32 protein-coding genes are annotated in these 22690 nt (G+C 61.5%); 3 read left to right on the forward strand and 29 right to left on the reverse strand.

From position 1 onward, the window contains the following. Positions 1–42: 42 nt before the first annotated feature. The 7 genes from U858_RS0115550 to U858_RS0115580 are packed head-to-tail and all read right to left on the reverse strand — an operon-like array spanning position 43 to position 5007. Positions 43–474, reverse strand: coding sequence for a tail fiber assembly protein (locus U858_RS0115550; protein WP_025138071.1), 432 nt, complete (start codon positions 472–474; stop codon positions 43–45). Between the two features lie 12 nt (positions 475–486). After that, a complete protein-coding gene (locus U858_RS34270) occupies positions 487–1125 on the reverse strand; it encodes a hypothetical protein (protein WP_025138072.1) in 639 nt (212 codons plus the stop codon). A 9-nt stretch (positions 1126–1134) separates the two neighbouring features. Beyond that, positions 1135–1803, reverse strand: coding sequence for a DUF2612 domain-containing protein (locus U858_RS0115560; protein WP_025138073.1), 669 nt, complete (start codon positions 1801–1803; stop codon positions 1135–1137). A 1-nt stretch (position 1804) separates the two neighbouring features. Next, complete coding sequence (locus tag U858_RS0115565; protein WP_029953926.1) at positions 1805–2986, reverse strand: baseplate J/gp47 family protein; 1182 nt, start codon at positions 2984–2986, stop codon at positions 1805–1807. After that, a complete protein-coding gene (locus U858_RS0115570) occupies positions 2983–3336 on the reverse strand; it encodes a hypothetical protein (RefSeq protein ID WP_025138075.1) in 354 nt (117 codons plus the stop codon). The genes U858_RS0115565 and U858_RS0115570 overlap by 4 nt, the downstream gene beginning before the upstream one ends. 8 nt (positions 3337–3344) lie before the next feature. Next, positions 3345–4091 (reverse strand): Gp138 family membrane-puncturing spike protein, encoded by a 747-nt coding sequence (locus U858_RS0115575; RefSeq protein WP_025138076.1) that lies wholly within the window; start codon positions 4089–4091, stop codon positions 3345–3347. Then, the gene (locus tag U858_RS0115580) at positions 4084–5007 is read right to left on the reverse strand and encodes a hypothetical protein (RefSeq protein ID WP_025138077.1); all 924 of its coding nucleotides are present in this window, start codon (positions 5005–5007) and stop codon (positions 4084–4086) included. Before U858_RS0115580 ends, U858_RS0115575 begins: the two co-directional genes overlap by 8 nt. 11 nt (positions 5008–5018) lie before the next feature. Between U858_RS0115580 and U858_RS35345 the strand changes: the two genes are divergently transcribed. Next, positions 5019–5423 carry a DUF4431 domain-containing protein gene (locus tag U858_RS35345; RefSeq protein ID WP_115596973.1) on the forward strand — a complete coding sequence of 135 codons (405 nt, stop codon included), beginning with the start codon at positions 5019–5021 and terminating at the stop codon, positions 5421–5423. Here U858_RS35345 and U858_RS0115590 read toward each other — a convergent pair. From U858_RS0115590 to U858_RS0115680, 19 genes are all read right to left on the reverse strand, one after another. Next, entirely contained in the window at positions 5413–5718 is a 306-nt protein-coding gene (locus U858_RS0115590; protein ID WP_025138078.1) for a hypothetical protein, read from the reverse strand. The two genes, U858_RS35345 and U858_RS0115590, sit on opposite strands and share 11 nt — an antisense overlap. Next, the gene (locus U858_RS0115595) at positions 5715–6287 is read right to left on the reverse strand and encodes a phage baseplate protein (RefSeq protein ID WP_081821621.1); all 573 of its coding nucleotides are present in this window, start codon (positions 6285–6287) and stop codon (positions 5715–5717) included. The genes U858_RS0115590 and U858_RS0115595 overlap by 4 nt, the downstream gene beginning before the upstream one ends. Next, entirely contained in the window at positions 6284–8098 is a 1815-nt protein-coding gene (locus U858_RS0115600) for a hypothetical protein (RefSeq protein ID WP_025138080.1), read from the reverse strand. The genes U858_RS0115595 and U858_RS0115600 overlap by 4 nt, the downstream gene beginning before the upstream one ends. Before the next feature lies 1 nt (position 8099). Further along, positions 8100–8243: a hypothetical protein gene (locus U858_RS35930; RefSeq protein ID WP_198529729.1), complete on the reverse strand. Its 144-nt coding sequence runs from the start codon at positions 8241–8243 to the stop codon at positions 8100–8102. 50 nt (positions 8244–8293) lie between these two features. Beyond that, the gene (locus tag U858_RS0115610) at positions 8294–8692 is read right to left on the reverse strand and encodes a phage tail assembly chaperone (RefSeq protein ID WP_025138081.1); all 399 of its coding nucleotides are present in this window, start codon (positions 8690–8692) and stop codon (positions 8294–8296) included. After that, positions 8692–9135 (reverse strand): phage protein, encoded by a 444-nt coding sequence (locus U858_RS0115615; protein WP_025138082.1) that lies wholly within the window; start codon positions 9133–9135, stop codon positions 8692–8694. Before U858_RS0115615 ends, U858_RS0115610 begins: the two co-directional genes overlap by 1 nt. Positions 9136–9150: 15 nt before the next feature. Next, positions 9151–10632, reverse strand: coding sequence for a DUF3383 domain-containing protein (locus U858_RS0115620; protein WP_025138083.1), 1482 nt, complete (start codon positions 10630–10632; stop codon positions 9151–9153). Positions 10633–10695: 63 nt separating this feature from the next. After that, complete coding sequence (locus tag U858_RS0115625) at positions 10696–11283, reverse strand: hypothetical protein (RefSeq protein WP_025138084.1); 588 nt, start codon at positions 11281–11283, stop codon at positions 10696–10698. Beyond that, positions 11276–11656, reverse strand: a complete 381-nt coding sequence (locus U858_RS0115630) for a hypothetical protein (protein ID WP_025138085.1) — start codon at positions 11654–11656, stop codon at positions 11276–11278. The genes U858_RS0115625 and U858_RS0115630 overlap by 8 nt, the downstream gene beginning before the upstream one ends. A gap of 8 nt (positions 11657–11664) precedes the next feature. Continuing rightward, positions 11665–12144 carry a hypothetical protein gene (locus tag U858_RS0115635; RefSeq protein ID WP_025138086.1) on the reverse strand — a complete coding sequence of 160 codons (480 nt, stop codon included), beginning with the start codon at positions 12142–12144 and terminating at the stop codon, positions 11665–11667. Beyond that, positions 12141–12524 carry a DUF4054 domain-containing protein gene (locus tag U858_RS0115640; RefSeq protein ID WP_025138087.1) on the reverse strand — a complete coding sequence of 128 codons (384 nt, stop codon included), beginning with the start codon at positions 12522–12524 and terminating at the stop codon, positions 12141–12143. Before U858_RS0115640 ends, U858_RS0115635 begins: the two co-directional genes overlap by 4 nt. 9 nt (positions 12525–12533) lie before the next feature. Continuing rightward, positions 12534–12932: a hypothetical protein gene (locus U858_RS34275; RefSeq protein WP_025138088.1), complete on the reverse strand. Its 399-nt coding sequence runs from the start codon at positions 12930–12932 to the stop codon at positions 12534–12536. Positions 12933–12942: 10 nt separating this feature from the next. After that, positions 12943–13962, reverse strand: a complete 1020-nt coding sequence (locus U858_RS0115650) for a DUF2184 domain-containing protein (protein WP_042885037.1) — start codon at positions 13960–13962, stop codon at positions 12943–12945. Between the two features lie 60 nt (positions 13963–14022). Further along, positions 14023–14508 carry a hypothetical protein gene (locus U858_RS0115655; RefSeq protein WP_025138090.1) on the reverse strand — a complete coding sequence of 162 codons (486 nt, stop codon included), beginning with the start codon at positions 14506–14508 and terminating at the stop codon, positions 14023–14025. Positions 14509–14523: 15 nt separating this feature from the next. Next, positions 14524–15828, reverse strand: a complete 1305-nt coding sequence (locus U858_RS0115660) for a DUF2213 domain-containing protein (RefSeq protein WP_029953932.1) — start codon at positions 15826–15828, stop codon at positions 14524–14526. Positions 15829–15830: 2 nt separating this feature from the next. Continuing rightward, positions 15831–16670, reverse strand: coding sequence for a phage minor head protein (locus U858_RS0115665; protein WP_025138092.1), 840 nt, complete (start codon positions 16668–16670; stop codon positions 15831–15833). Further along, the gene (locus U858_RS0115670) at positions 16561–18012 is read right to left on the reverse strand and encodes a DUF1073 domain-containing protein (RefSeq protein ID WP_025138093.1); all 1452 of its coding nucleotides are present in this window, start codon (positions 18010–18012) and stop codon (positions 16561–16563) included. Before U858_RS0115670 ends, U858_RS0115665 begins: the two co-directional genes overlap by 110 nt. An 8-nt stretch (positions 18013–18020) precedes the next feature. After that, a complete protein-coding gene (locus U858_RS0115675) occupies positions 18021–19430 on the reverse strand; it encodes a PBSX family phage terminase large subunit (RefSeq protein WP_029953936.1) in 1410 nt (469 codons plus the stop codon). Then, the gene (locus tag U858_RS0115680; protein WP_025138095.1) at positions 19411–19950 is read right to left on the reverse strand and encodes a helix-turn-helix domain-containing protein; all 540 of its coding nucleotides are present in this window, start codon (positions 19948–19950) and stop codon (positions 19411–19413) included. The genes U858_RS0115675 and U858_RS0115680 overlap by 20 nt, the downstream gene beginning before the upstream one ends. Positions 19951–20006: 56 nt before the next feature. On the opposite strand from U858_RS0115680, the gene U858_RS0115685 reads away from it, so the two are divergent. Then, entirely contained in the window at positions 20007–20579 is a 573-nt protein-coding gene (locus U858_RS0115685) for a hypothetical protein (RefSeq protein WP_025138096.1), read from the forward strand. A gap of 306 nt (positions 20580–20885) precedes the next feature. Here U858_RS0115685 and U858_RS0115690 read toward each other — a convergent pair whose 3' ends face one another. The 3 genes from U858_RS0115690 to U858_RS0115700 form a co-directional block, all read right to left on the reverse strand. After that, positions 20886–21221 carry a hypothetical protein gene (locus U858_RS0115690; RefSeq protein ID WP_025138097.1) on the reverse strand — a complete coding sequence of 112 codons (336 nt, stop codon included), beginning with the start codon at positions 21219–21221 and terminating at the stop codon, positions 20886–20888. A gap of 89 nt (positions 21222–21310) precedes the next feature. After that, complete coding sequence (locus tag U858_RS0115695; RefSeq protein WP_025138098.1) at positions 21311–21748, reverse strand: hypothetical protein; 438 nt, start codon at positions 21746–21748, stop codon at positions 21311–21313. Further along, positions 21745–21951 carry a hypothetical protein gene (locus tag U858_RS0115700; protein WP_025138099.1) on the reverse strand — a complete coding sequence of 69 codons (207 nt, stop codon included), beginning with the start codon at positions 21949–21951 and terminating at the stop codon, positions 21745–21747. The genes U858_RS0115695 and U858_RS0115700 overlap by 4 nt, the downstream gene beginning before the upstream one ends. A 62-nt stretch (positions 21952–22013) precedes the next feature. Here U858_RS0115700 and U858_RS0115705 point away from each other — a divergent pair, with 62 nt between their 5' ends. Beyond that, the gene (locus U858_RS0115705) at positions 22014–22685 is read left to right on the forward strand and encodes a hypothetical protein (RefSeq protein ID WP_025138100.1); all 672 of its coding nucleotides are present in this window, start codon (positions 22014–22016) and stop codon (positions 22683–22685) included. Positions 22686–22690: the final 5 nt, after the last annotated feature.

Here is a 22690-nt window from a genome sequence, read left to right on the forward strand (position 1 = left end):
GAGTCCCCTATGGACGAAAAAAAGCCCGCCGAAGCGGGCGTGCTATTTAGGTTGCTCGGGCCAGTCAACGTCGAGCGGGAAGCCCTTTTGACTGGGGAGCCGGCTGAGGGCGACTCGGTACCGTTTCCAGGTTGTCAACGCCTGCAGTTCTGCATCCGTCGCGATGCCGAGGTCCGAGGCATCCTGTAGCGGCGCAATCGCTGCGGTCGCGTGCGCCATCAACGACGACAACTTGGTCGATGCTGCCACCAGAGCCTGTTCCGGCGTTAGGGGCGGAACGTCACCCCACATCGGCATCCCGTCAGAACCAGACACACGGATCTTGCCGTGGGGCACCTCGCCACAACCAAATTGCATATAAAGGGCATCCGGCACAGCCACCGCGTCAGAAGGCCAAGTTCCGCTTCTCTCGTAATCAGCGCGCAATCCGTCAGGGAAAAAAGCATTCGCGGATGCGGAATAGAAAAATTGCATGGAGATCTCCGGTCAACGCCCAAGGGCGTAGTAGCGCATGGTGATTGGGTTGGTGCCGCTCTGCCACAGAGTCACCTGGCTAGTGCTGGTGATCGCCGCCCCGAACGAGACACCGGACGCCACCAACCCTCCGGGGCAGCAGATCGGCTGCATCCCCCCGACCGGGAATGGAATCGGCAGATTGACGACCGTCGGGACGTTGCTCGCAGACACCAGCGCATCCCCGCATTGCAGAATTAAGCCTCCGGGAAGACGCTGAAACCCGTTAGCGAGTAAGGACTGGTTGGGGCCGGAAAACGCGTCAGCGAGCTTCTTCGCCGAGATCAGCACCGTATCGTCCGTCGCCGCCTGGGCCTGGGCGGTTGAAGCGACTCGCGCTTGCACTTGCGCATTGAGCGCCAACAAAAAATCTGCAACCAGGCCAGGTAAGTCACCATCGTCAAGAACGTCGACTCCCGCCTTGTCCGCGATGAACTGACCGATCATCGCAGCCACGAAGGCAGATTGCCGAAGCGGCGTGTTCACCTCCTTAGACTTGGCCACACCGGATTGAAAGCCTGAGGCCCGCGCCAAAAGCGCGGCGTAGTCCGCAGGGGTCATAACATTCGCTCCGGCACCAGTCCCGAACGGGAGAATCTGATTGATAGCCACTGCCATCTCCTATGGTTGTATGAGGTCGCCCCAGACTCCGATATCGAAGCCCGCGATGTACCGATTTCCCACATCAAAGCCGAACAAGGGCCCTTCCACACCGGGAACGATGTAGTAGTTCACGCGCACACCCTCGGGCTTGATCGGGATGTATCCGCCTGTCAGCAAAGCCAGAAATACCGCAGAAGGACGCGAACCGGCGATACCGATATCGATCGACATATCTCCGTTGTCTTGAATGAATACGAAAGTGTTGGTGCCACCAAAGATGAAATTCAGGATCTCAGCAGAACCTTCCAACGTTCCATCCCAGTGGTTGGCTCCGATCTTGGCGCGGATCAGGACCCGATAGGTCTCATCGTCCAAGGAAGTGACGCCTGTATCAGGGTCGAACGGGCCTTGCCATACGCCCTGTTCGAAGCCCAAGCCAGCGACATCGAACGAGAAATAAACACCCTCCAGTGGGGTCCGCACGTTGCGCGAAATTCCCACCCACTCCCCAACTGCATCTAGTTGCACACCGACCGCATCATCAAGGTCGTACGCCGGCACCATCGTCCCATAGCAGTCCTGCGCTCCGACGAAGCACTGCGCGACCGCTTCTACCATCGCCGAGAACTTCGGCTTTCCACGATGGAAGGCCGTGATCAGGTTCAGGTACTTTTCGACATCTGCCATATCAGGTCACCGTGAGCGTCACGTTTGCCGCAGTCATGCTGGCCGCTTGATTGAATGCGAGAGCCACATCGGGAGATCCCGCGCCGCTGGGACCGCTGAGCGTGAGTGCTGCCAGCTTGAAGACCACCCCGCCGCCCACGGAGTTTGCCGCAGTAATCGCGTCTCCCCATTCGACTGACCCGCTGGCACCGCCGCCGATCTGCACGCCGTTCACGTAATCCGCGATGGCCTGTTTGATAGCATTTCCCACCGTCGTCGAATACCCGGTCAGCGCCTTGATGGTCACGGCCGCCGTCAGCGGCGCATTCGCAGGCCGGAAGAAGCGGATCGAATGCGCGATTCCGTAGATATCCGTCACGATCTCAGTCGTGGTCCCATAGGTTCCGGTTCCAGGGGTTTTCTTCGCCGCGATCGCGTTGGCTATCGCTTGCGCGTCACCGCCGTCCACGACCATCGAAATGCTGTGCGAGGGGATGCCGTTGGAATCGGTTGCGTTCGTGTCGTTCTCGTAGGCCCGATATCGCACGACGCCATCCACCGCCGCCACCGCCCCGATCGTGCCTTCCAGCACTGTGCGCGACGGCAGTGCCACCGATACCGCTTGGCGCCGGCGCAGCGTGCCGTCCCGTTCGACAGGCTGGCCAGGCGTGGCGGCGGCGGGGTTGGTCACCGTCTGCCAGCCGCGCGTCGGGGTGGCGATCTTCGACAGCGAACCGGCGGCCGCATTGACCGCGCCAATAGCAGCGCACGTTGCAGTGACCGTGATCTGCCCAGACAGCGGAATCGTCACGGTTGCGGGCAAATTCCATCGGTTCTGCAACAGGTCGTCCTGAACCACGCCGCCGCTGATGATCGTCCCGGCCTGGCCGACGATGACCACGTCGCAGGACGAGAACGAAGCGACCGCGCGCGCGATGCCGTTTATCTTGACGTTGCTGGAGAGCGCCATTCCTTGGGCGCTGGACGGGCTGAACGACGTGAAGACCTGGATCGCGGCGTTGTTCGTGTCGTTGATCGCCATCGCAATAATCGACAGGAACTGACCGTCCTGGCTGTCCGGCTCCAGGTAGACGTCGGCGCCGAAGATGGCCTGATACTGCGCCTTCAAGAAGTCCAGGATTTCCTGATACGACGGCGCCGAAATGCCGGTGGCGGAAATGACCGCGGCGGTGCTGGTGATCATAGTGTCGTCGTAATGGTGGTTTGGCCGTAGGCCGTGCTTATGGTCGCGGCCACGGATAGCGTGCGCGTGTCGGCGTTCCTGGTGCTTGAATAGGCATCGATCTGGGTGACCCCTTGGGTATCCAGAATTCGCGCCTGAATGACGCTGTCATAGCTGTCCTGCGTGTACTTGCCGAGCACGTCGGTGCGCCAGGGCGTTCCCTCGGTGTTATCCAGAAACCACTGGCCGGTGAACAGTTCCAGGCGCGTCAGCACGGCTTGGCCGACGGCCTCGGGAGAATCCCGGTAAAAGTCGGCCTGCTTCTGGCCGAAGGAGTAATCTCCGTCAGTCGTCAGTTTTCGATATCGCATCACCGCTCCTAGTTCACCGAGCCGGAACTACCACTGCCCGTCTGTACGCCTTTGTGGGTATGGCGGTCATCGATCACCTTGCCGTTCGACGTCAGAGTGCCAATGAAGTTGATCGCCCCGGAGATCGTCGTGGCGACCCCGCTGGCGATCGAGCCGATCATGCCGGCCGTCCAGGTCAACAGGCCATTGATCGTTACGGCTCCCGAGAACGTCGACAGCGGGGCTGTGACATCTAGGCCGCCAGGCGCGACGATCTTGATCTTCTGCGTCGCAGGATTCAGTTCGAAGAAGGTCGATCCGTCATCGCTTCGCAACTGCGTCGCTGTGGTGCTGACGTTGCTGATCATCCTCGCCTGGGAGAACGGTCCCACCAGAGCGAATCCGTCGGCCATGTCATGCATGCGCGGCTCTGTCGGCGCCTGCACCTGGCCGGATTGCCACCACGCATCGATCGCGCGCGCGGAGAAAACCACGATGCACTCGTCGCCCGAAGCAATCGGGAAGGTCAGCGTGCAGCCGCCGCCGCGCGGAAAATAAACCGGCACATCAACCAAAAGCGGATACTCCACCGCCGCCACTCCGCCGTCAGAAGCCTGTTGCACGCCTTGGATAGCGGGCTGGACGGAGACCGTCCCCTCTGCTGCATCAAACCCCTGAACGATGCCCGGGAGGGATGTCCAGACCCCCGCGCGCATGCCCCTGAAGGCCGCGCGCAAGGCTTCCTCGGGGTCGCTATACCGCTCTCGGCTATCCATTCACAAACCCCAATAACGCCGCATTCGGCGGCCGTGGATCGTCACGCGCGAGACAGACGATTTCCGAATACCATTCCTGGCCCCTGGTGTCGCCTATGTGGTTCACCGCAAGCACGCGGTAGAACCCATCAGCGTCCGTCTGGGGGACGAAATTGACCGCCGTGTAATCGACGGATATCACTGCATCCTGGATCGATGCGTTATCCAGTTGGATGAGGCGCCCCGGCGCGATTGACGGATTCAGCAGGCACCGCACGCTGATGCCACCGTTCAAGTTCTTCTGCGGCATGCCCACCATCCCCGTCTTTGACGTCAGGACAGTCGCCTCGCCGTCGATGTATCCGTACAGGGGCACAATATTCAGCTTGCCGTCTTGCACATACCAGCTGCTGTTCAGCGCTTGCGCTAGCCCCTGCAAGTGGTCCCGCACCATGCCGAACATCGGCTTACCGCGCGGGCCCGCCGTACTCGGAAACTCCGGTGCGAAGCCGGGGCTGATTCCATAAGGCTTCAACGCCTTCAAAATCGCCTCATACATATCCTGGAACGTCCAGCCCGCCGCAAGCGTCGTATTGATGACGCCGAAGTTGTATGCCTTATCGCCGTCCACGGCGGCCAGATCGAGGTACGTATTCAGCGCGTCCTCCCGTCCCAGCCGCTTCTGAACAATGTCACCAGAAAAGATTGTGCTCAGCGTGCCGGGATAGCCCGCCTGCAGCTGCACGCGCGTGAATTCGTCCCTGACCCTGAGCGCCGTCTGACTGGACAGGTTGTTCACTCGAATGCTCGCACGATGCGGGGTGCGGATATCGCCTCGAGATACTGCGAACCTGATCCTCAGTGCAGACACATCGAGGCCATTGCCTACATCGTCGCTTACAATCAGCTGCGCTTGGCGAAGCCATTGATCAGCCATCTGGGAACTCCATGAAAACTATTTTGATCACAATTGCACTGGCCATGTCGACGACCATGGCCGCGACGCACGCCCAGAGCATCAGCTATGACCAACCTATCGTCCTATCTGGCAGATTGGAAATGCTGACCGGAGTGGATATCCAACGGGGAAAGGAAGTCGAAGTCAGGTACCCAGCACTGATTCTCGACAGAAAAATTTCAGTAATTCCCTCCACAACCGATATCGGCAACACTCCTCAAGCTACTGGCATAGTGCAACTGGCGATCTCTGATGGCTCCCAACGCGAGTTCGTAAAGAAGGTCGCGGGGGGACGCGCAAGTATTTCTTGTGCTTCTCTATATTCCTGGCATACCGCACACCACTTCGCACCGGTCCTCTGTAACGTTGACCGAGTGCTTGACGTCACGCAGTGATGAAGTACAGCTTTCCGCCAGTGCCCAGATTTTCATAGGACGGCACGGCTGAAATGTCGCCTTCCACAAGCACGACCAGCCGGCCGCCGATCCCCAGGTGGCGAAACTGCCCGAGTAGATCGATACCGGTCACCAGCGGAATGCCGGACACCAACGGCGCCGAGTTCGCATCAGCGATGTCCAGCACCCAGCCAGTGCCGCTGCGCCATGTCAGCGCCAGGTTGTAAATCACGCCCGTGAGCGTGATCGTGAACCGCTGGGAATCGGCGGATAGAGGTATCTCGTAAACAGTCATAGTCCAATCGCAGCGCCGATCGATCCGGCCTTGTAAAAAATGCTCTCGTTGACCTCTTTGGGCTGCTTGACCCCAGAATCCACGGGCGGCGCCGTATCAACTGGGTATGCCTGGGCCACCTTCGGAGGCACTTTGACAGTCGTCACCTGGACGATAATCACTTGCCGCAGCTGCGCCTGGACCACCAAGATATCGTTGGTCTGCTGGTCCGTGGTGACCTGCAACGACCGGATCAGCATGTTCTTGTAGGCGCGGCGCTTGGTGAGCACGTCGAAGGGCTGCCGCTGTTCCTGCATTTCCAGGAGCCGGCGATAGACCTCATCGACGCTCACCAGGCCACCGTCCCGGATGATGTCCAAGATGTCGCGTGATTGGGACCACCCATACCGGATGACCAGCTCCGCCGGCATCTTGAAAGCGTGATCTGCGATTGACGCGCCTTGCTCGACCGGATGGTCGGTGATGGCGACCTCGTCGCGGTGTACCTCTTCAAGGGAAACCTGGGGGATGATGTCCCCTAGTGCCCTCGGCGTGCGCAAGAAGATGTCCGAAAGAATTTCGCCTATCACTGCACCGCCCCTCTTAGGTTGCGCACCAAGCGCTCATTCACCGAACCCTGCTCCCGCGCTACCGCCTGCCCGGCGGCCTGCGGATCGGACACACCGTGGATGTTGATTTCCGTCTTTTGGCTGACCTGCGCGCCGGCGCCGCCTACGAGTCCTGACGATCCGACTGCCTCGTCGATCTGGTCACGGCTATACGGGTTGTATCCGTTCTCGTGCTGGATAATCCCCCGCATCAGCATTGACAGGGCCGCCGGGTCCGTCTGTACATCAAAGCGCTCGTTGGGATCTATACCCATGAAGCCAGACAGAAACTGGATGTAGGCCTCGGTGTTGTTCTCCCCTGGAGGGGCGTACTTACTGATCAAACTTCGAAGACTATCCAGCCCTCTTGATCCGTCCAGTCGTAATTGATTTGCGAGAGCTTGCAAACCCTCGCGGGCGGTCTTCCACTTAGCAAACCTTCCCTCACCGTTCTCGCGCGTGGCTCCACGTTGCCCGACGTAGTTCAGATTTCCCGGATTATTGTTCCTGATACCGCGAGCCTCTCCGGCGCCAGGCGCTGCGGCATTCCGGGCTTGGCGCTCCCGAATGATTCGCATCGCGCCTGGTCCGTCCCCAGACAAGAACCTCTCGGCAATGCCCGCGAGGTCCTTCGCTTCTTGGATCGAGCTGTCGATGTACTTCTTCGTGTCGTCGAAGCCCAGGAGCTTCGCCAGTTTGTTCAGAGCATCCGCTAGCTTATCGACAGCCGCGACGGCCTGGTCGATCTCCTTCGTCCAATTTCCCCAGTCGATCAGCGACTTTCCGCCATTCTTCCAGACTTGGTAATCGTCAAACAGAAGCGCCAGAGCACCAACAAGCGCGAGGACGCGCCCGACTGGCGAGGTCGTGATAGCCAGGCTCAGCGCCTGCCAGGCGAGAGCAATCAGCCCGATGGTTTTCAGCAGATCCTTCGACGATTGGTCTGCGTTCTGGAACCATTCCACGACGGTGCGGCCGGTGTCCCATATCCGCCGAGCGATACCGAGCAGGATTTCGCCTGCTTTGACCAACACTTGGACTACCTTGACGATGCCGCTGCTGATGTCATCGAAGTTCGAGACGATCCACTGGCGAAAACGTCGAATCTCATCTGACAGACCGCCCGCGAGCGCCGACCCGGCCTTCTTGAAGAGAATGTCCGCTGCCGCACCGAGCGTGCGCAGCTCGACCATGAACCCGTGCGCGGCCTTTGCAGCCTTGTCGGAATCCAGGTTGGCAGCGCGCAGCATCTCCCGATACTGGCTGCTGAACTCGCCCAGCCCCTCCTGCAACGCCATCAGGGTGCGCTCGTCGATGCCGAGAAAGTCGGCATACGCCTTAGCCCGGTAATAGGGCATCTGCTTGAGACGTGCGCCAAGATCCGCCAGGATCTCCCCGGTGTCACGCAACTTGCCATTGGCTGTCTGCGTCTGCACGCCCAAGCCATGCAGGAACGATGCGGCGCCCGGCGAAGACCGCATGAAGCGGCCCAGCGATTCCACCGCATCGCGCGCGCCTGCGCCAAACTGGCGCGCGGCGAAGTCCAGAGCCTGGATGGTCTCGACGGACGCTTTGCTGCGCTGAGAGGCGAAATACAGCTGCTCCAGGCTGTCTGAGATCTTCGCAACGCCCGCGACTACAGCGGTGGCCGCAGCCGTAGTGGCGGCGCCCAGCGCAACAGCCTGCACCGTAGCGGCGCCAATCGTGTCGACAAAGCGCTTCTGGCCCTTCTCGTCGATCTTGAAGCCGAGGCCAACCAGAAACTCTTTGATCACATCTGCACTGGCTGCCATATCAGGTCTCTTCTATTTGCCGCGCGTGCGCTCGGTTTTCTTCCATCACGTCCAGCGCGTCGTTCATCAGCGCAATGTCGGCCAGGTCGATTTCGCCAGACTTCAGGCTTTCGAATCGACACAGCCCCTTGATCACCGGGCGCAACAACCAATCCTCACCGCCTGGAAGCGACTCCCAGCGCACTCCCGAACCCGCTACTTGGCGGGAAGACTCGCGGGGAGTGCGCCGAAAATATTTCCCAGGTTGTCCTGGATGACCTTCGCGGCCAGCTGCAGCATCGTTCCGAGGTCGATGTCATCGAACGCCGGCTGGCCGCCTCGCCAAACCGGTGCCCATGTGTTCGGCTCCGTCTGCCGGCTGACGATCGCCAGACACGTGCCAAGCACATATTCCGCGTCCGCATCCGGCATCTGCGCGACGGCGTCGGCCAAAGGGGCCAACGACTTCGCGAAGTCTTCTTGCGACGGCGCCGTGCCGCCCAGGGCGGCTACCAGCCCAGTCAGGGCCGGGGCCACGCGTCGCGCGACGTGGAACTGCTGCATGGCGCTCAACCGGCCCGACCGGTAGTTTTGGCCCTTCAAAGTGATTTCCATCAGTTGTAAGTCCCCAGGTTCCGATCGATCTTGATCGCGTCGAACTGCCATTCGACGATGCCGCCGTCCTTGGCGTAAGTCAGGTCCGGCGCACGCTTGAACGCGACACCGCGGGCGACGGTGATATCGCCGGACACAGAGTTGCGCACCGTGATCACGTTCTTGCCGTGCAGCGTGCTGGACAGCGTCTGCGCGTCATACTGGATCATCAGCGCCTGGTTAATGGGGCTGGTCTTCAAGAGGCGCACCGTGATCTGGCCGGACTTGTCAGCGTGCAGGCTGTGCATGCCTTCGCCGTCAGAACCGATGGTCATGGTGTTCTTGTCGGCAGCCGCCGCGATCGTGATGCCTTCTTCCGCCGTGGCGGCGCCGTACCCCATGTTGACCACACCGGTCGGGCCGGCCAGCGTGGCCTGTACGTCGATGAACGAATAGGTAGCCATATTGGCGAGCTCCGATTACCGGTTGAAATTGGCGATGACGTCGACGCTGTGGATTGCGCCCGCCAGCTTGAATGCGCCCTGGATCACCGGCGCCTTGCGTGCCTCGCGATCAGCCTGGGACTGGGTGGCCACGGGCGGCGCATACAGGTAGTAGCCGCTCGACAACGTGTCGCCGCGGCTCAGATTCCCGAAGCCGTCCGCATTCCACACGCCAGGCGCCACCAGACCGTTGGCGACCGTCTGGTCGGCGGCGGCGGCAGCGGCCGTCAGCAGGTCGTTGACGCCGGCGTCGGTCTGCGGAATCTTGGTCGTGCTGGTGTACAGCCGGTTGTACAGGGCCGTTTGCAGGTAGTTCTGGAACCAGTCCGTACCGTGCACCTCGTCGAAGAAGTACCCGTTGGCCATCACGCCTTGCTCGATGATGGCGGTGTCGTTGTCGTAGTTCACGAACACGTTGCAGTTCTTGCCCTCCAGGGCGTTCACCTGCGTCGTGGTCAGCGTTTCCGCCGTCACGCCCGGCTCCTGCTTGAACTTCAGGGTGATCGTGGTCCGGTTGCCCAGGAAGTTGACCGTGAAGGCGCGGCCATACATCGATGCCGAGGCATACGGGCTGGACGACGAATACTGGCAGAACGAGCGCTTGTACTTGGCCGCCTTCAGCCGACTGGCAATGTCGGTGGTGATGGTCGGATCCAGCACTGCGGTCGACTGGGTCGTAACGCCATGAATACGGGTGGGCGACGCCGCTTCGATATAGGCTGCGACGCTCAGATGGGCGTCATCGGTGATACCGGTGGCGGCCGCCTGCAGCCCGTACCAGTCGTTGGACTTGTCGGCCAGCTTCTGCACTGCGTCCAGATAGGTTTCCGAGGCAATGCCCGGGACCGGCACAGCCGACTGGGGTTGCGTCAGGCCCAGCAGCGCGGAGATGTCAGCCCCCGAGGTATTGGCCGTCGCATAACCCACAGTCGACGTCGCGCCCGTCGTGGCGCTGGTCACCACGAAACGGCTATTAACGCCGTCCCATACCATCGTGGCACCCGTCAGCTTTGCCGTCACCTTGGCGGCGACGCCATTCAGGTTCGTCTCGGCCGACAGATCGACAGCAGTAACCGTCTTTTCGGCTCCGTCAATCGAGATCTTCATCGAGCCCGTGGTGATGCTCGTGAAGTTCGACATCGCCTGGTCACCGGGCGACAAGATCGCGCCGCGCAGTAGGCCGGCGGCAGCCGTCTGTGCCCACCGCCCGATAAAGAGCTGGTTCGGCTGGGGCGACTGCGAAAAGAAAAGTACTGCGGCACGATATTCAGGCGCCGTGGTGCCGAAATCGTTGGCCACGTCGTCGATGCCGGAGTATTCGCGGATGCGTTCGTTTACGTCAATCACCGGCGACGAGCCAACAAGCAGCAGCGCGCCGAAATCACGGGTGCCGGCGGCGAGCGGCGACATGACGATGTCGACCTTGACGATACGGCTGATGGAAAGCCCTTGGCTCATGGATGACTCCGGAAAAGAAAAAGCCCGCTCGGTGGCGGGCTCGAAATGGTTCTGTTCGAACAGTTACGGTACGACGACTTCCGCGCCAGGCCCCGTGTCCGATTGGATGGTTGCCTCGGCGCCCAGCAGGTTCAGCACTGAGTAATCGCGGCGGATCACACGGCGGAAGCGCATGGGCAGGTCATAACGCTTCAGCCAACGCTGATTGACCAGCTCTGGCGCTGCAATGGCATCCCCCGCCTCGACGAACGAAATGCCTTGCACGCTGATCTGCTCGCCGTTCTGGGGCATATACGAACCGTCCCGCAGCAGGTCCGCATAGCGCATGGCGTTGGGCCCGTAGAACGTCACCAGGACTTCCAGCTCCTGATGCCGTGTCAGCCGGTCGTGGCCGTCCCCGGACGGGTCATGCTGGATGGCCGGATAGTCCTGCGAGCGCGTGCGCGGCGTTACGCCCACCGCGCACCAGTCCACGCCGATCTCCGGATCCTTCGGTACGGTTGGCTGCCAGCGCGGTCTTACCAGGGCGCCCGGCAGTCCCGTGATCCCTTTGACGTATGCCTGGAAGACCAGATCAAGGTCCAGGTCTGTCAGGGGAGGCGATACCACCGCCGGTGCGAGATATCCGCCAGTTGCCGAGGAATTAGCCATTGCCAGCCCCTTGAAGCGGCATCAGGTCGCAGTAGGCCTCCACGAAGCCGGCGCCATACCGCGAGTAGTTGTTGACAGTTGTCACGGTGTACCGCGAGCCATCCCACGTCACAATGTCCGCATCGATGCCTGGCGCGCCCTCAAGCAAGCGGAACTTCGTCACCACCAGAATCGAACCCTTCACGCGCGAGCCCGTCGCCATCCTGGTCATGATATCGCCGGAATCGCCGGTCACCACCCCGATGAACGGCGTGTCCGTGCCCACATTCACCGCGAGGCCGTCGTCCCCGACCGTCTGAACGTTGCGCGTGCAGACGAGCGAGTCGAAGAAGTCCGGGTCTAGCAGCACGTCGGATACATCGAGGAAAGGCATCGTTGAACCTATTTCTTGCGGACAACATAAACGACCGAGTTGCGGAGCTGCCCTGTATCGAGCAGCGGCTTCTCACCGGTTCGGCCCCGCTTCTTGCGGTCGGCAAGCGTGCGGGGCGCCAGGGCTTCGAACGGGCCGTCTTGGATCTTTGCACGCACCGAGTTCTGCGCCCGCAACCCGGCGCGGACCAGAGCGCGTTCGACGCCGGCGGGGCTTCCCTCCAGCGCAGCCTTTGCCCCGCCGCGGAAGTCCTCGACGATCTCATCCTGGGCGTTCTCGACGCCAGGCACCAAAAAGGGCCGAGGAGGGATGTTCGCCACCGGGCTCCCATTGTCCAGGATGTATCCAATCTGGGCGTTGGACAGCGGCGTATCTTCCTCACGCTCGGGCGCGCTGTCGGGGATCCCCACCAGCACGTCCTTCTTCACCAACTGCGCCATGGAGGCCAGCACCTGCGCCAGTTTGTCGGTCGTCACGGTCATGCTCATAGTTGGACACCACCCGCGCCGACCATGCGGGCATAGAACAGCAGCTGAGTGCCGTAGGTCGTGGCATTCCAGAATCCGCCGTCATCAAGCGTCACCACGCCGGCGTCATAGCTGGCGCTGACCTTGTCGACCGATTTGGCCGTCATCGGCCCCGTCACAGCCCCCGGCGCGCCGCCGGCCGTGGCGGTCTTCTGACTGCGCGCGGCCAGCGCGAGCTGGTGAGCGGTGAACAAGGCGACGCCATAGGGCCACAGGTTTCCCCACCGGCATTCGGGCAGCAAGGATTCCGCCAGGGCGCCGAAGAACGACACCTGACCATCCGTATAGACGGTCGTGTCGGCGAATTCAGGGAAGTCCTGGCGGAACTTTGCTACGTCCATGGTTGGTCCTTACTTGCTGGTGCTCTTGCCCGAGGCTTTGGCGTCATCCTTGGGGGTGGATTGGGCATTCTGCGCGGCCTGCTCGCGGTCGGCAAGAGCCTGTTCGCGCGTCGCCAAGTCGGCTTCGCGCGCCTGGACGGCCTGCTCGCGGTCGGCAATGACCGTCTCACGCGCGTCCAGGGAGCCGGCGCGCGACACCAGGGCTTTTTCCTTGTCCTGCAGGTCGGCCAGCAGCGCTTCCGCCGCGGCGCTGGTGTCCGGATCCATCGCCGGCTCGTCGCCGATGTGGGCCTGGACATACCAGTGCTTCGCGGTTTCGGCGTCCACGGAGTGGTTGCCGACCGTGAAATGCCGCCTTTCACCGCCCAGCTGCAGCGTGAATTCGCGGTTGACGTAGATCTTCGGCATGCCGTTCTCCTTAGATGCCGTCGCGATAGGCCAGGGTTTCCGGGTACACGAACTCCACGGCACCGAGCCGACCAAAGTAGGTCGTCATCTGGTAGATGCTGCGGTACTCCAACGGAGTACGCTGCAGCGGCACCAGCGGGAAGCGCACGCGCTGCGTGTCCTTCGTGTAGGCCATCATCCGGTCAGCATTGGCGGCGCCGCGGTGGTACAGCCACTTGATCGGCTGGATGTTCAGCGGACGGCCGTTCAGGCTGTTGCACAGGCTGTTTTGCCGCAGGAATTCCAGCACCGAAATGTTGCCGGCGTTGGAAATCAGAGTGCTGACCAGCTGCGAAAATTGGACGGGCGGCAGCCGCAATTCGCTGGGGCAGACCGAGTAACCAGACGCCGCCCAGGCGCTGTTCAGCAGCTCGTTCACGTCGTCCAGCTTCTGCTGCGGCGTGGAGGTGGCCCAGTTGCCGGTCTGCGCGTTGGAAACCGGCACCTTCGGGCTGTTGAGCAGACCGTACAAGCCCAGCGTGGCATCACCGATGTAGACCTGCTCATCGATGTCCATGTTGTGCTTCAGCTGCATGCCGGCGTACTTCTGCTGGTCGACGGGCCGCCCCAGCTTCTGCGCCGATTCCAGCTCCGGGATGGTCCAGCCCAGCTCCATGCCCCACAGGGTCAGCGGGCCGGCCGTCTTGCCGATGTCCAGGGCCAGGCCTTGGATCGAATTGGCGTCCTTGCCGATCCAGCTCTTGCCGGTGGGCGAAGGACCGCCAGCGGCGGCAAAGCTGGAATTGGTGAACGACGAGGTTTCGTCAGCGATCGACACATCTTCGCGCAGGTCGATGTCTCGGGACCAGGTCACGGCCGCCAGCGGCGCGTGCAGGGTCTGGTCGAGGCGTTCCAGTTCGCCAATCAGGAAGGCGCCGGCCGAATCGATCGTCTGGCGGTCAAAGGTGATCATGCCGTCCGTGGTGCGGGCACGCTTCAGGCGGCGGGTCGCATCCATCACGGCCGCCATTTCGGTTTTGCTCAGGTTCATGTTTGCTCCGTAGGGGCGAAAAAAAGGCCACCCGTAGGTGGCCCGTTCCCGTGATGGGGGTCAGTTGCGGAAGGAGATTTCGACGTTGCCGTCCGCATCAGCGGCCGACAGGAAGATGGCGTTGATCGCGACGGTGTTGGTACTGTCCGCCGCGCCTTCCCAGCCGCCCAGAGGCTTGCCGGAGGCTGCTGCTGCGACACGGATGTACGCCTGGCTGCCGGCCGCCACGGTGGCGCCGCCGTTCAGCTTCACGGTGATATAGCCGCGACGCAGGACGTCACCAGGGCCCGACGTGGGCGGCGTCGCCACTCCCAGGCCGTCGGTGCCCGAATTGGTCGGGAACGGGCGGACCAAGACGCCGTACGCGTCGGTGGCAGCCTCGCCTCCAGCGAAGGGCACGAACTTGCCCGCGGCCATCTTGCCGACCAGGCCATAGGCCGAGAACGGCAGGGAGGCGTTCAGGATCTGGGTCTCGACGACCGAGTTTTCCTTACGGCTGACATCGCCCGGAATGCCGGACGGCATGCGATAGACAAATGCGACCATGATGGTGGTTCCTTATTAGTTGCCCGTCCGGGCGTCCCAGAACTTGCGGTTCTGCTCGTTGATACTGCTGACCGTGGAGGGCCGGCCGAAATCCCGCGTGCTGATGCCGCTGCGCACGCCGGACGTGTTGTTTTGGTGGCGGCGCAGTGCCGCCGCGCCGTTGAAGATCGTGGATACCGACGACGCGTCCATCGTGCCGAACTCGGGAGCGCGGCCGGCCAGGAATGGATCGATAGCGGCGCGGCCCTCGTCGGTCGCATAGGCCGTCTCCAGGGCCTTGCGCTGGCATGCGCACACCGCGTCGGCCGTCTTGACCTTCTTGCTGTCGAACGTGGGCAGCTTGATGCCGGGTGCCAGGATCTCGGCGCCGGAGCGAACCGTGGCCATGTCGCCGGTGTAGGTTTCGCCCTTGGCCGCGGCGTTGTGCTCGGCTTCTTCGGCTTCCAGCACCGTGTCACCGGTCTTGCCGTCGTCGTCCTGCTTTTCCTTGATTTCCTTGATCTCGGATTCCATGTCCGTGAACCGCTTGCTCATTGAGTCCAGCGTTTTCTGGATCGCGGCCAGGGTGGCACTGTCGCCGGTCTTCGAGGAAGACTCCTTTTCTTCGCGGGCCTTACGCTCTTCCTCGGACTCATCGTCCGCGGTCTCAGCCTCCCCCAGCGCCTCTTCCAGCGCGGCCTCGTCCTTGGACTTGAAGGCCGCGCGGATGCGGTCCCAGGTAATCTTTTTCTTGCTCATATCGATTTCCTTATCTCCGATTGCGCAACGCGGGCCGCAGCGGCCACGCTCTACCAGCGCCACATGGTTGCCAATGATGTTGCGCTGTACCCCGCGCCCGGGTTCAACCTGTTCGTAGTCCGCGTCATAGCCACACGAGACCTCGCGCAGCGGCTTCTTTCCTGGTTCCTTGGGATCGAACCGAACCGCGTCGATGGCCATCCGATCAGTGATCAGCATGTCGGCAAGGACATAGTCCGCGTCCAGCCCTTCGCCGCGGCGCACGTTCTGGGTGATGCCGACCGCCAACTGGCGCCAGGTGTCCGGCGTCACGAACTCGGCCGGGTGATCCATCGTGACCGGCTTGCCTTCGAAGCTGGCCAGGGTCTCCGGCCGGAATACCTCATCGGGCGTGCGTTCGATGCGGATGATCCCGTCCCGGCCTGGCTCGACGGGAACTTCACCGTCGGCATATAGCAGCTCGCCGATGCGCGCGATGGGCACGCCCTCGCACAGCAGGAAGCCGTCATTCGTGACGGACTGCCGCGCGCCCAGGCGCTCGACCGTGTAGAAGCCGCTGGCCATTCGGTCAGTGGTGTGCATGCTCATTCCTTTGCCAAGATAGGTTCGGCATAGCAGCGGCAGTTCCAGATTTCGCCCGGGTGGTGCCGCATCCAGACGGGCCGCTTGTCCGTGCCTTCGTTCACCATCGGCGGATCGTTCCAGGCGAAAATCTTGCCGTTCATGTGCCGGTGGCCGGATCGGACGTCGGTGTCACCGACCGTCCGCCAGATGTAATGCGTACTGCCGATTGAAAGTGCGCGCGCCTCGGTTAGCTTCGCCGCCGTCCTGGCCACTTCGGTCCGGGCGATCAGCATGGCTCGGCTTTCGGCAACCTCGCCGGATCGGCCGATTTCCTCGGCAATCTCGGCGGCGCGCGTGCTGTCCTGTAACCCTTCTATGGTCAGCTTGTGGACGCGCTCAGCAGCCTCCAGCGGCAGGGACTTGATCAGTTCGACCTGTTCAGCCAGCAGGGACTGCATGACGCGGCCGGTGTCAGCGCCGCGGATCTCAGCGCGCAACGCCTGCGATACGTCCTTGCTGCGCTCCAGGAAAGCGTCACGGTCGCGCCGGTTTACCTCTGTCAACATGCGCAGCGACGCGCCGCGCGCCCATTCATCCAAGGCCCGGGAGTAGGACTCCAGAATCGCGGTGATGGGCGGCACTGCGGCGGGGTCACCAGCCGGGAAGCCGTCGATGATCGCCCCAATGTTGCGGGCGACCTTCTTCAGTTGTGCCGAAAACTGGACCTCCGCGCGCCGGGCATTGACCGGGTCACGCCGGCGCGGCTGCTTGCGCCCCTGATGCTTGTCCCCCGTTCTGGCCGATATCGAGCCCAGGTATGTCGACTTCGCCAGGCTCGGGCGGCTCGTCGTCTGCGGCATCAATTTCTTCCTCGGTGATCATGGTGAAGACGCCTGTCTTGTGCCCCGACTTGCGCAGCTCAGACAGCGCCGTCTTGCGGCCGATAATGCCTTTGTCGTAGGCATCCCCCACGGCGGATTCGACGTCTTTGGCGACCGCCGCCTTCTCGGTGTCGGTCAGCTGCCAGCAGGATCGGAACTCGAAACCAAACTTGTCGTCAGGCGGCCGGCCAAGCGACGACCGATGGATCACCTCCAGCAGTACGCTCATGCCCGCGCGCAGCTGCTTGTCCTGGCCGTTTGCCACGTTGTCGTAATAGGTGCGCAGGTCTGAATCACCCGAGGCGTTCAGGCCCGCGGGGGACTGCCCAAAAAGGCGGACCAGCGGTATTTGCAGCGCCCCAGAGATCTGCTGGCCGAACTGCAACAGGACGTCGTCCAAACCGGCGAACGAATACTGGTGCGCCTCGAATTCGTCCTCAGCGTCCATGAGGGTCATCCCCTCGTTGGACTGAAAGCGACGAATGAAGTCGATCTGCTTCATCAAGCCAGCCTCGGCCGGGCCGCCCATGGACAGGATTTCGCGCAGCTTCTTGACCTTGTAGGTGCGCAGGTGGGCCTTGTAGACCAGCTGTGCGGCGCCCTCGGTGGTGCTGTCGAACGCCAGCAGGCGGTCCCACAGACGCTCCAGCACCGACTGGCCCCAAAGGTTCTCCGCGATGCGCTGCCAGTACGGCAGCTTCAGGCCTTCCAGGCGGATCACGCGGCTGTAGTGCACGCGCTTTCCTGCCAGGGCGGGCGCGGCGATCAGCACGTCGTAGTATTCCGGCTTGCCCAGATCCGGCCCGTATTCGCGGACCAGATGGGTCAGCGACGGCTGCACCAGCCAGCGGTCGAGCGGTAGCAGGCCCTTGAACTGTCCCTTGCTGATGGTGTCCAGCTTGAGCGGGGTGTTCACGTCCTGACCATCGATCAAAAGCACCGCGATGGCGCCGCCGTACAACCGCGACCACTTGACGGTATCGCACAGCGCGTCCCAGACCTGGTACTGCTCGATGGTCGACTGGATACGCTCGACGTCGTCGGGGTCAATGTCGCTTGCCAGCTCGATGCCGGCGCGGGTCATGTCTTCGGCGACGGCGTCAACAGCCATCCCGCAGATCCAGGACGAGCGATAGGCCGCCTCCATCTGGATGCGGTTGCGGCTGACCAGGTCGAACGTGTAGCGCCCTTGGGACGCCTGATTGTTCGTCTGGATGCCGACGCGCGCTTCGATGTTGGCGAAGGAATCGCGGGCCGGCGCGGTGACAGTGGCCGGGGCGTCTTTACGCGCCGCGACCTTTCCGAATGAGCGACGGCCCATGGTTTTCCTTATGCAGCAAGTCGCGCCCAGACTTCCAGGCTGCGATCGCGGGGCGCAAAACACATGATGAGCGCGTCCGCTATGTTGGGAGACTTGACCGGCCCACCTTTGCGAGTCGACTTTGCCAGGTCTTTCTTGCTTTCCACCTTCACTCGACCGTTTTGGTCGTAGTCGCGCTTGGGCGTTGAGAGCTCATCGATCAGTTTTTCCAGGTGGGGGCAATCACTCGAAATGCTGATCATCTGATCGACGTCGAACTTCTCTCCACGGTGCACGGCGTTGTACGTGTTGCGGAACCGGTCGGCCACCTGCCACCAGGCCTGAGCCTTGATGTTCGAAAACATGTCCTTGTTGGTCGTGCCGGGCATGTATTCCTCGTCCGGCTCGAACACCGCGCCACCAGCGTTGAACTTTTCGTACAGCACCGGATGGTTGTCGCTTTCCTGGCGCCGCGCCTCGTTGACCTCGCCGAACTTGGCGCCGCAACCAGCACCGACGCCGATGGAGTCGTACGTGATGCCCGCGCCGCGCTCGCGCGCCGCCGAGTAGGTGCGCGTGCAGCTCTTCAATAGTTCGTCCTCTGCGGCCTTCCACTCGTCGGCCCACGAGACCACCGACCCATGCGCGAAGACGTTGGCGCATTTATCGTCGCCGTCGTCGGCCACGTCGAAGCCGATCCGCTTGTCGCCGGCGGCCTCAAAGCCAAGCTTCTTGTCGGCGTCGATCGCGGCCATGATCCACGCCCGGCGGATGATGACGCCATCGTCGCTGTCGCGCGGCACGCCCAGATAGATGTGGGCGAACTCGTCGTAGTCCTCTTCCTTCGCCGCCTCGATGATGTCGCGCATCGTCTGCGAGAGAAACGGGTTCTCGTCATAGTTGATTTGGCGCACCACCGTATTGGGCGGCGGATTCAGCACGAAACGCTTATATGCGAAGTCAGTGGCCAGCTTCGGATTGAAAATGATCCAGATCTGCGACCCAGCCTTACGGATCGTCGGCTCCAGGATTTCCCACTGCTCAGCGGTCAGGTTGTGGGCTTCCTCAATCCAGAGGATGTCGATGCCTTCCAGCGACTTGATTTCGTCGATGGACCGCCACAGGCCGTAGAACAGGAATTCCGTCTTGGTCTTGCGATGGTGAATCTTGTTGTCCAAGACCCTGAATTTCGAACGCAGCCCAAACCGCTCTATCTGGGTCTTCAGCAGCGTGTAGACCGACTCTTCGATCTTGTTCTGGAACTGCCGCACGCACAGGATGCGCAGCTTGTACTGGCCGGCGAGGAACGTCGCGAAACCCGCCGCATCCCAGGACTTTGTTGAAGCGCGCCCGCCGTGCAGCACGCGGTTGCGCGCGGGGCGCGTCCAGAACTCACGCAGTGCTGGGTTGAGCGTTGGTTTAGGCGACTGAATCCCCATAGAAGTGTTCCAGGCCCGCCGGCGCTTCGTCGTCGCTGCGGCTCATCCCATCGATTTGTTCCTTGTTGGCCCGCAGCAGGTTGATGCCGATCTCGCTGGACGCATTGGCCATCTTGGTCAGAAGCGCCACACCCTTCAGCGCCTCGACGCTCTCAGTATTGGTCGGGGCGGCGTCGTCGATCTTTTCGGACTCGGTGTGCGCTATCAGTGCCAGGCGGTGCGCCGTGGCACTGCTGTAGCGCGCGGCACCGGCAAGGTGTTCGGATATCGCCTTCAGGTCATCGGCAAGTGAACGGGCGGCTATCTGTTCAGAAACGTTCAGATTCGCCATCGCTCGGTCAGCCGCAACCAGTTGATTAGCAACGGATTTAATCGTTTCCGTGCGTTTTGAAAACCGACTTGATACTGCGCCTTTGCTAACGCCAAATTCGCGCGCCAGCACCGACGTGGATTCACCGGCGAGCAAACGCTTGCCAATCGTCTCCCACTGGGCGTCCGTCAGCTTCGAAGGTCGTCCCATCTAACGTCCCCAATATAATGATACATTCCGAAACCTAATAACCGGATGGAGTTCCCTTGCCTGATTACATCTCTCCGATCATTGCAGTCATCATCTTCGCCTTCACCGCAAAGCAGTATCTGGACGTACGTCGGCGCGAACTCGAGGAATCGCAGACTGCGCACTACCACAAATTGATCCGTCAACTTCTGGTCGACGACATAGCCGGGGGACCGTTTATTGATCTGCAAATATCTGCGGTCTATGAGCTGTCACTCATGCCAGCGAGATACAACGCGAGTTCCACGATCATTCTCAGGCGGTTGAGATCGCGTTTAAACGGGCTCGCAGGTCATGATGATCTGGCAGCTTCCATTGACGATGCATTGGGGGAGCTGCCTAAGAAGGCAGCTCCCCGTCGTTCCAAACATCGACAACGACTTCTTTCGATCGATCTGGCGGTCGCTCTTGGGCTTGGATCGGGCTGTGCCGTAGCCGCCATTCAAGCAGCCAAGGATTACTTTTCGATATCCCCGGTCTGGATGCTGGTAACGACTCTTAGCTTGACGGCAGCGTTTCTACTCGTTGCTCATTGGTTCGCGTTTCGCCTCGAAATCGCTCAAGGCACGGCAGGCTCGGGCCAAGCTTAAATCGTTTATCGGTTGTGGGGCCCACCCCTTAGCGCACCTGCATGTGCGCTGGTTGGACCGATAGGGGCTTCACGGGCGGCGCCGGTCGGAGCCAGCGGTACGGGGTCATCCCCGCGCGCAGCGGCCGCGGCGGCTCACTGCTGTCTGGTCGATTGCGGCGGCTGTTCCCACAGAGCAGAGGCCGGAGCGTGACGTCTGCCAGCCGGTGCCCATGCGGCCCGGCGGACGGTTCTCTCTGGCCCCTGCTCTCTGGAAACAAAAAAGCCGCCAGAAGGCGGCTCAAAGCGGATTCTTGACAAGGAGGACTTACGTGGCCGACAACGCCGTGATCAAACCGTGAAGATAGACGAGCGCCTGGCCGACTGCGGCAACGCAAGCGGAAAGTGCTGCACGGGTATTCCAGCGACCTTGCAAGGCAAGCGTCTCCGCGAGCGAATAGAACTTCCCTTTGTCGTCCTTGGGCAACACAGACGCGCTGGCCCAATCGCCAGCATTGGGATCTCGGCTTAACGTGACCTCGAAGCGTTCCGCTGCTTCGGCCTGTTCCGGACTGACCGAAGCCGTGGCGGCCTTCCTCCAAAACCAAGCAGCTAACCCTGCGCTGATGCAGCTGACCACATTGAGAAACACAGCCAAAAGCATCCAAAGCTCCATGAAGAAAGCCCCGGCTTTCGCTCGGGGCTAGTTTCTTGCGGACGCACGACGCCCGCCATGGGCATCGGGTCACGTCGTTAGACGGTAGTCAGGTTGTCTTGGCGCCGATTATGCACCTGGCTTGCGTACTGCGCAACAAAATCTTCGAAGTTGCCCACGGCGCGAACCAGGATGTCGTCGTACTCGCGCAACCTGATGCCCTGGGCACGGCACGTGGCCTTCCAGTAGGCGCGCTGGACGTAGTGGGCCCGCAGCAGCTCGCGGTGTTGGTGCAACATCCGGTAGACGGCATTGCGCCACGCCGCCTCGATGAACGCAGCGTCGGCCTCGTCCAGCTCCTCCTGCGGTTCCTCCGCTTCGGCCAGCTTGCCGGCCTTCTTGGCCAACATGCGGCAGATCTCGTAGGTGGGCGACACGCCGTAGCCGCCGCGGCTGCGCATCACCTCCCCCCAGTTCTCCAGGCGCTCGTGGAAATCGAGCGGCAGGCGGTCCAGCAGCAGTTTGGGAATGGTCATGGCGCGGTATGCTCCTCGTACTTCGAACAACGTTGGCCGATCTCTTCGCCCAGGGCACAGCGCAGGACGCGCCGGCCGCCGAAGGGACTGGTGATCAGGCGGATTTCTGTGCAGCCCGCGCACGTGCGGGCTGGCGGCGGTTCTTGGCGACGCTCCAGCACCTTGAGCGGGTCGCCGCGCTCGGTTTGGCGGCCCCAGGTCATGGCCGACCTCCCATTGCTTCGGTTACATTGCCCTCGCTCAATTCGATGAAGAGGATGCCAACATGGAAAAATTGCGTCAGTTCGGCCGGGACGCTGCGGCTTTGTATCTCAAGTGGAGTCCGCTCATTGCCGGCACCCTCATCCTTTTTCTTGTGCTTTTCTTCATCGGAGCTTATTGCGCGGGCTTGGGCAATATTCTGACAAGTTCGATCACGATAGGATGGGTGACAGCAGTCGCAACGTTCGCTGCTGCTGTAGTTGCCCTTCGTGTCGCATCGGCAAATAACCTTCGATTGGAAGCGCGTGAGCAACAGGCTGCAGAGTTGTACGTAGCGACGCTTCCTGGCCTTGTAGGGATAATCAACTTCCAGCTTTCGGAGATCGCTAGGAAAACTAAGAGTAGCGCTGGCGACAGCGTTGGACTGCGGAACAAATACATCGAAATCAAAGCCACTGTTGATTCGATCGATTTTCAGAAGGTGTTCACCTACAGCCCAGCAATGGCAGCAAATTTGGGAATGATCGCTAATCACGTAAGGATGTTCGCGATCAATCCCAATAGCTGGGCGGATACCATCAAACTCCTCGCCAAGTATTTGGCGCCAGTAAGGGCGGCCAGTGACGCACTCGTTGAAGAAGCAAGTTCTGCGCGCGCCGAGAAATTTGATGCATATCTTCCGCCGGAATCGCCCGCTGACGGTAGCGTTGCCACCGATGCTGGTACACCCAAGTGATTTTG

The sequence above is a fragment of the Achromobacter sp. DH1f genome, from assembly GCF_000633435.1.
GTDB classification, from domain to species: Bacteria; Pseudomonadota; Gammaproteobacteria; order Burkholderiales; family Burkholderiaceae_B; genus Achromobacter; species Achromobacter deleyi.

Coding starts and splice junctions, on each gene's coding strand:
- U858_RS0115550 (WP_025138071.1), bottom strand. CDS start 474: ATGCAATTTTTCTATTCCGCATCCGCGAATGCTTTTTTCCCTGACGGA.
- U858_RS0115560 (WP_025138073.1), bottom strand. CDS start 1,803: ATGGCAGATGTCGAAAAGTACCTGAACCTGATCACGGCCTTCCATCGT.
- U858_RS0115565 (WP_029953926.1), bottom strand. CDS start 2,986: ATGATCACCAGCACCGCCGCGGTCATTTCCGCCACCGGCATTTCGGCG.
- U858_RS0115570 (WP_025138075.1), bottom strand. CDS start 3,336: ATGCGATATCGAAAACTGACGACTGACGGAGATTACTCCTTCGGCCAG.
- U858_RS0115575 (WP_025138076.1), bottom strand. CDS start 4,091: ATGGATAGCCGAGAGCGGTATAGCGACCCCGAGGAAGCCTTGCGCGCG.
- U858_RS0115580 (WP_025138077.1), bottom strand. CDS start 5,007: ATGGCTGATCAATGGCTTCGCCAAGCGCAGCTGATTGTAAGCGACGAT.
- U858_RS35345 (WP_115596973.1), top strand. CDS start 5,019: ATGAAAACTATTTTGATCACAATTGCACTGGCCATGTCGACGACCATG.
- U858_RS0115590 (WP_025138078.1), bottom strand. CDS start 5,718: ATGACTGTTTACGAGATACCTCTATCCGCCGATTCCCAGCGGTTCACG.
- U858_RS0115600 (WP_025138080.1), bottom strand. CDS start 8,098: ATGGCAGCCAGTGCAGATGTGATCAAAGAGTTTCTGGTTGGCCTCGGC.
- U858_RS0115610 (WP_025138081.1), bottom strand. CDS start 8,692: ATGGAAATCACTTTGAAGGGCCAAAACTACCGGTCGGGCCGGTTGAGC.
- U858_RS0115615 (WP_025138082.1), bottom strand. CDS start 9,135: ATGGCTACCTATTCGTTCATCGACGTACAGGCCACGCTGGCCGGCCCG.
- U858_RS0115620 (WP_025138083.1), bottom strand. CDS start 10,632: ATGAGCCAAGGGCTTTCCATCAGCCGTATCGTCAAGGTCGACATCGTC.
- U858_RS0115625 (WP_025138084.1), bottom strand. CDS start 11,283: ATGGCTAATTCCTCGGCAACTGGCGGATATCTCGCACCGGCGGTGGTA.
- U858_RS0115630 (WP_025138085.1), bottom strand. CDS start 11,656: ATGCCTTTCCTCGATGTATCCGACGTGCTGCTAGACCCGGACTTCTTC.
- U858_RS0115635 (WP_025138086.1), bottom strand. CDS start 12,144: ATGAGCATGACCGTGACGACCGACAAACTGGCGCAGGTGCTGGCCTCC.
- U858_RS0115640 (WP_025138087.1), bottom strand. CDS start 12,524: ATGGACGTAGCAAAGTTCCGCCAGGACTTCCCTGAATTCGCCGACACG.
- U858_RS34275 (WP_025138088.1), bottom strand. CDS start 12,932: ATGCCGAAGATCTACGTCAACCGCGAATTCACGCTGCAGCTGGGCGGT.
- U858_RS0115650 (WP_042885037.1), bottom strand. CDS start 13,962: ATGAACCTGAGCAAAACCGAAATGGCGGCCGTGATGGATGCGACCCGC.
- U858_RS0115655 (WP_025138090.1), bottom strand. CDS start 14,508: ATGGTCGCATTTGTCTATCGCATGCCGTCCGGCATTCCGGGCGATGTC.
- U858_RS0115660 (WP_029953932.1), bottom strand. CDS start 15,828: ATGCACACCACTGACCGAATGGCCAGCGGCTTCTACACGGTCGAGCGC.
- U858_RS0115665 (WP_025138092.1), bottom strand. CDS start 16,670: ATGCCGCAGACGACGAGCCGCCCGAGCCTGGCGAAGTCGACATACCTG.
- U858_RS0115670 (WP_025138093.1), bottom strand. CDS start 18,012: ATGGGCCGTCGCTCATTCGGAAAGGTCGCGGCGCGTAAAGACGCCCCG.
- U858_RS0115675 (WP_029953936.1), bottom strand. CDS start 19,430: ATGGGGATTCAGTCGCCTAAACCAACGCTCAACCCAGCACTGCGTGAG.
- U858_RS0115680 (WP_025138095.1), bottom strand. CDS start 19,950: ATGGGACGACCTTCGAAGCTGACGGACGCCCAGTGGGAGACGATTGGC.
- U858_RS0115690 (WP_025138097.1), bottom strand. CDS start 21,221: ATGCTTTTGGCTGTGTTTCTCAATGTGGTCAGCTGCATCAGCGCAGGG.
- U858_RS0115695 (WP_025138098.1), bottom strand. CDS start 21,748: ATGACCATTCCCAAACTGCTGCTGGACCGCCTGCCGCTCGATTTCCAC.
- U858_RS0115700 (WP_025138099.1), bottom strand. CDS start 21,951: ATGACCTGGGGCCGCCAAACCGAGCGCGGCGACCCGCTCAAGGTGCTG.
- U858_RS0115705 (WP_025138100.1), top strand. CDS start 22,014: ATGGAAAAATTGCGTCAGTTCGGCCGGGACGCTGCGGCTTTGTATCTC.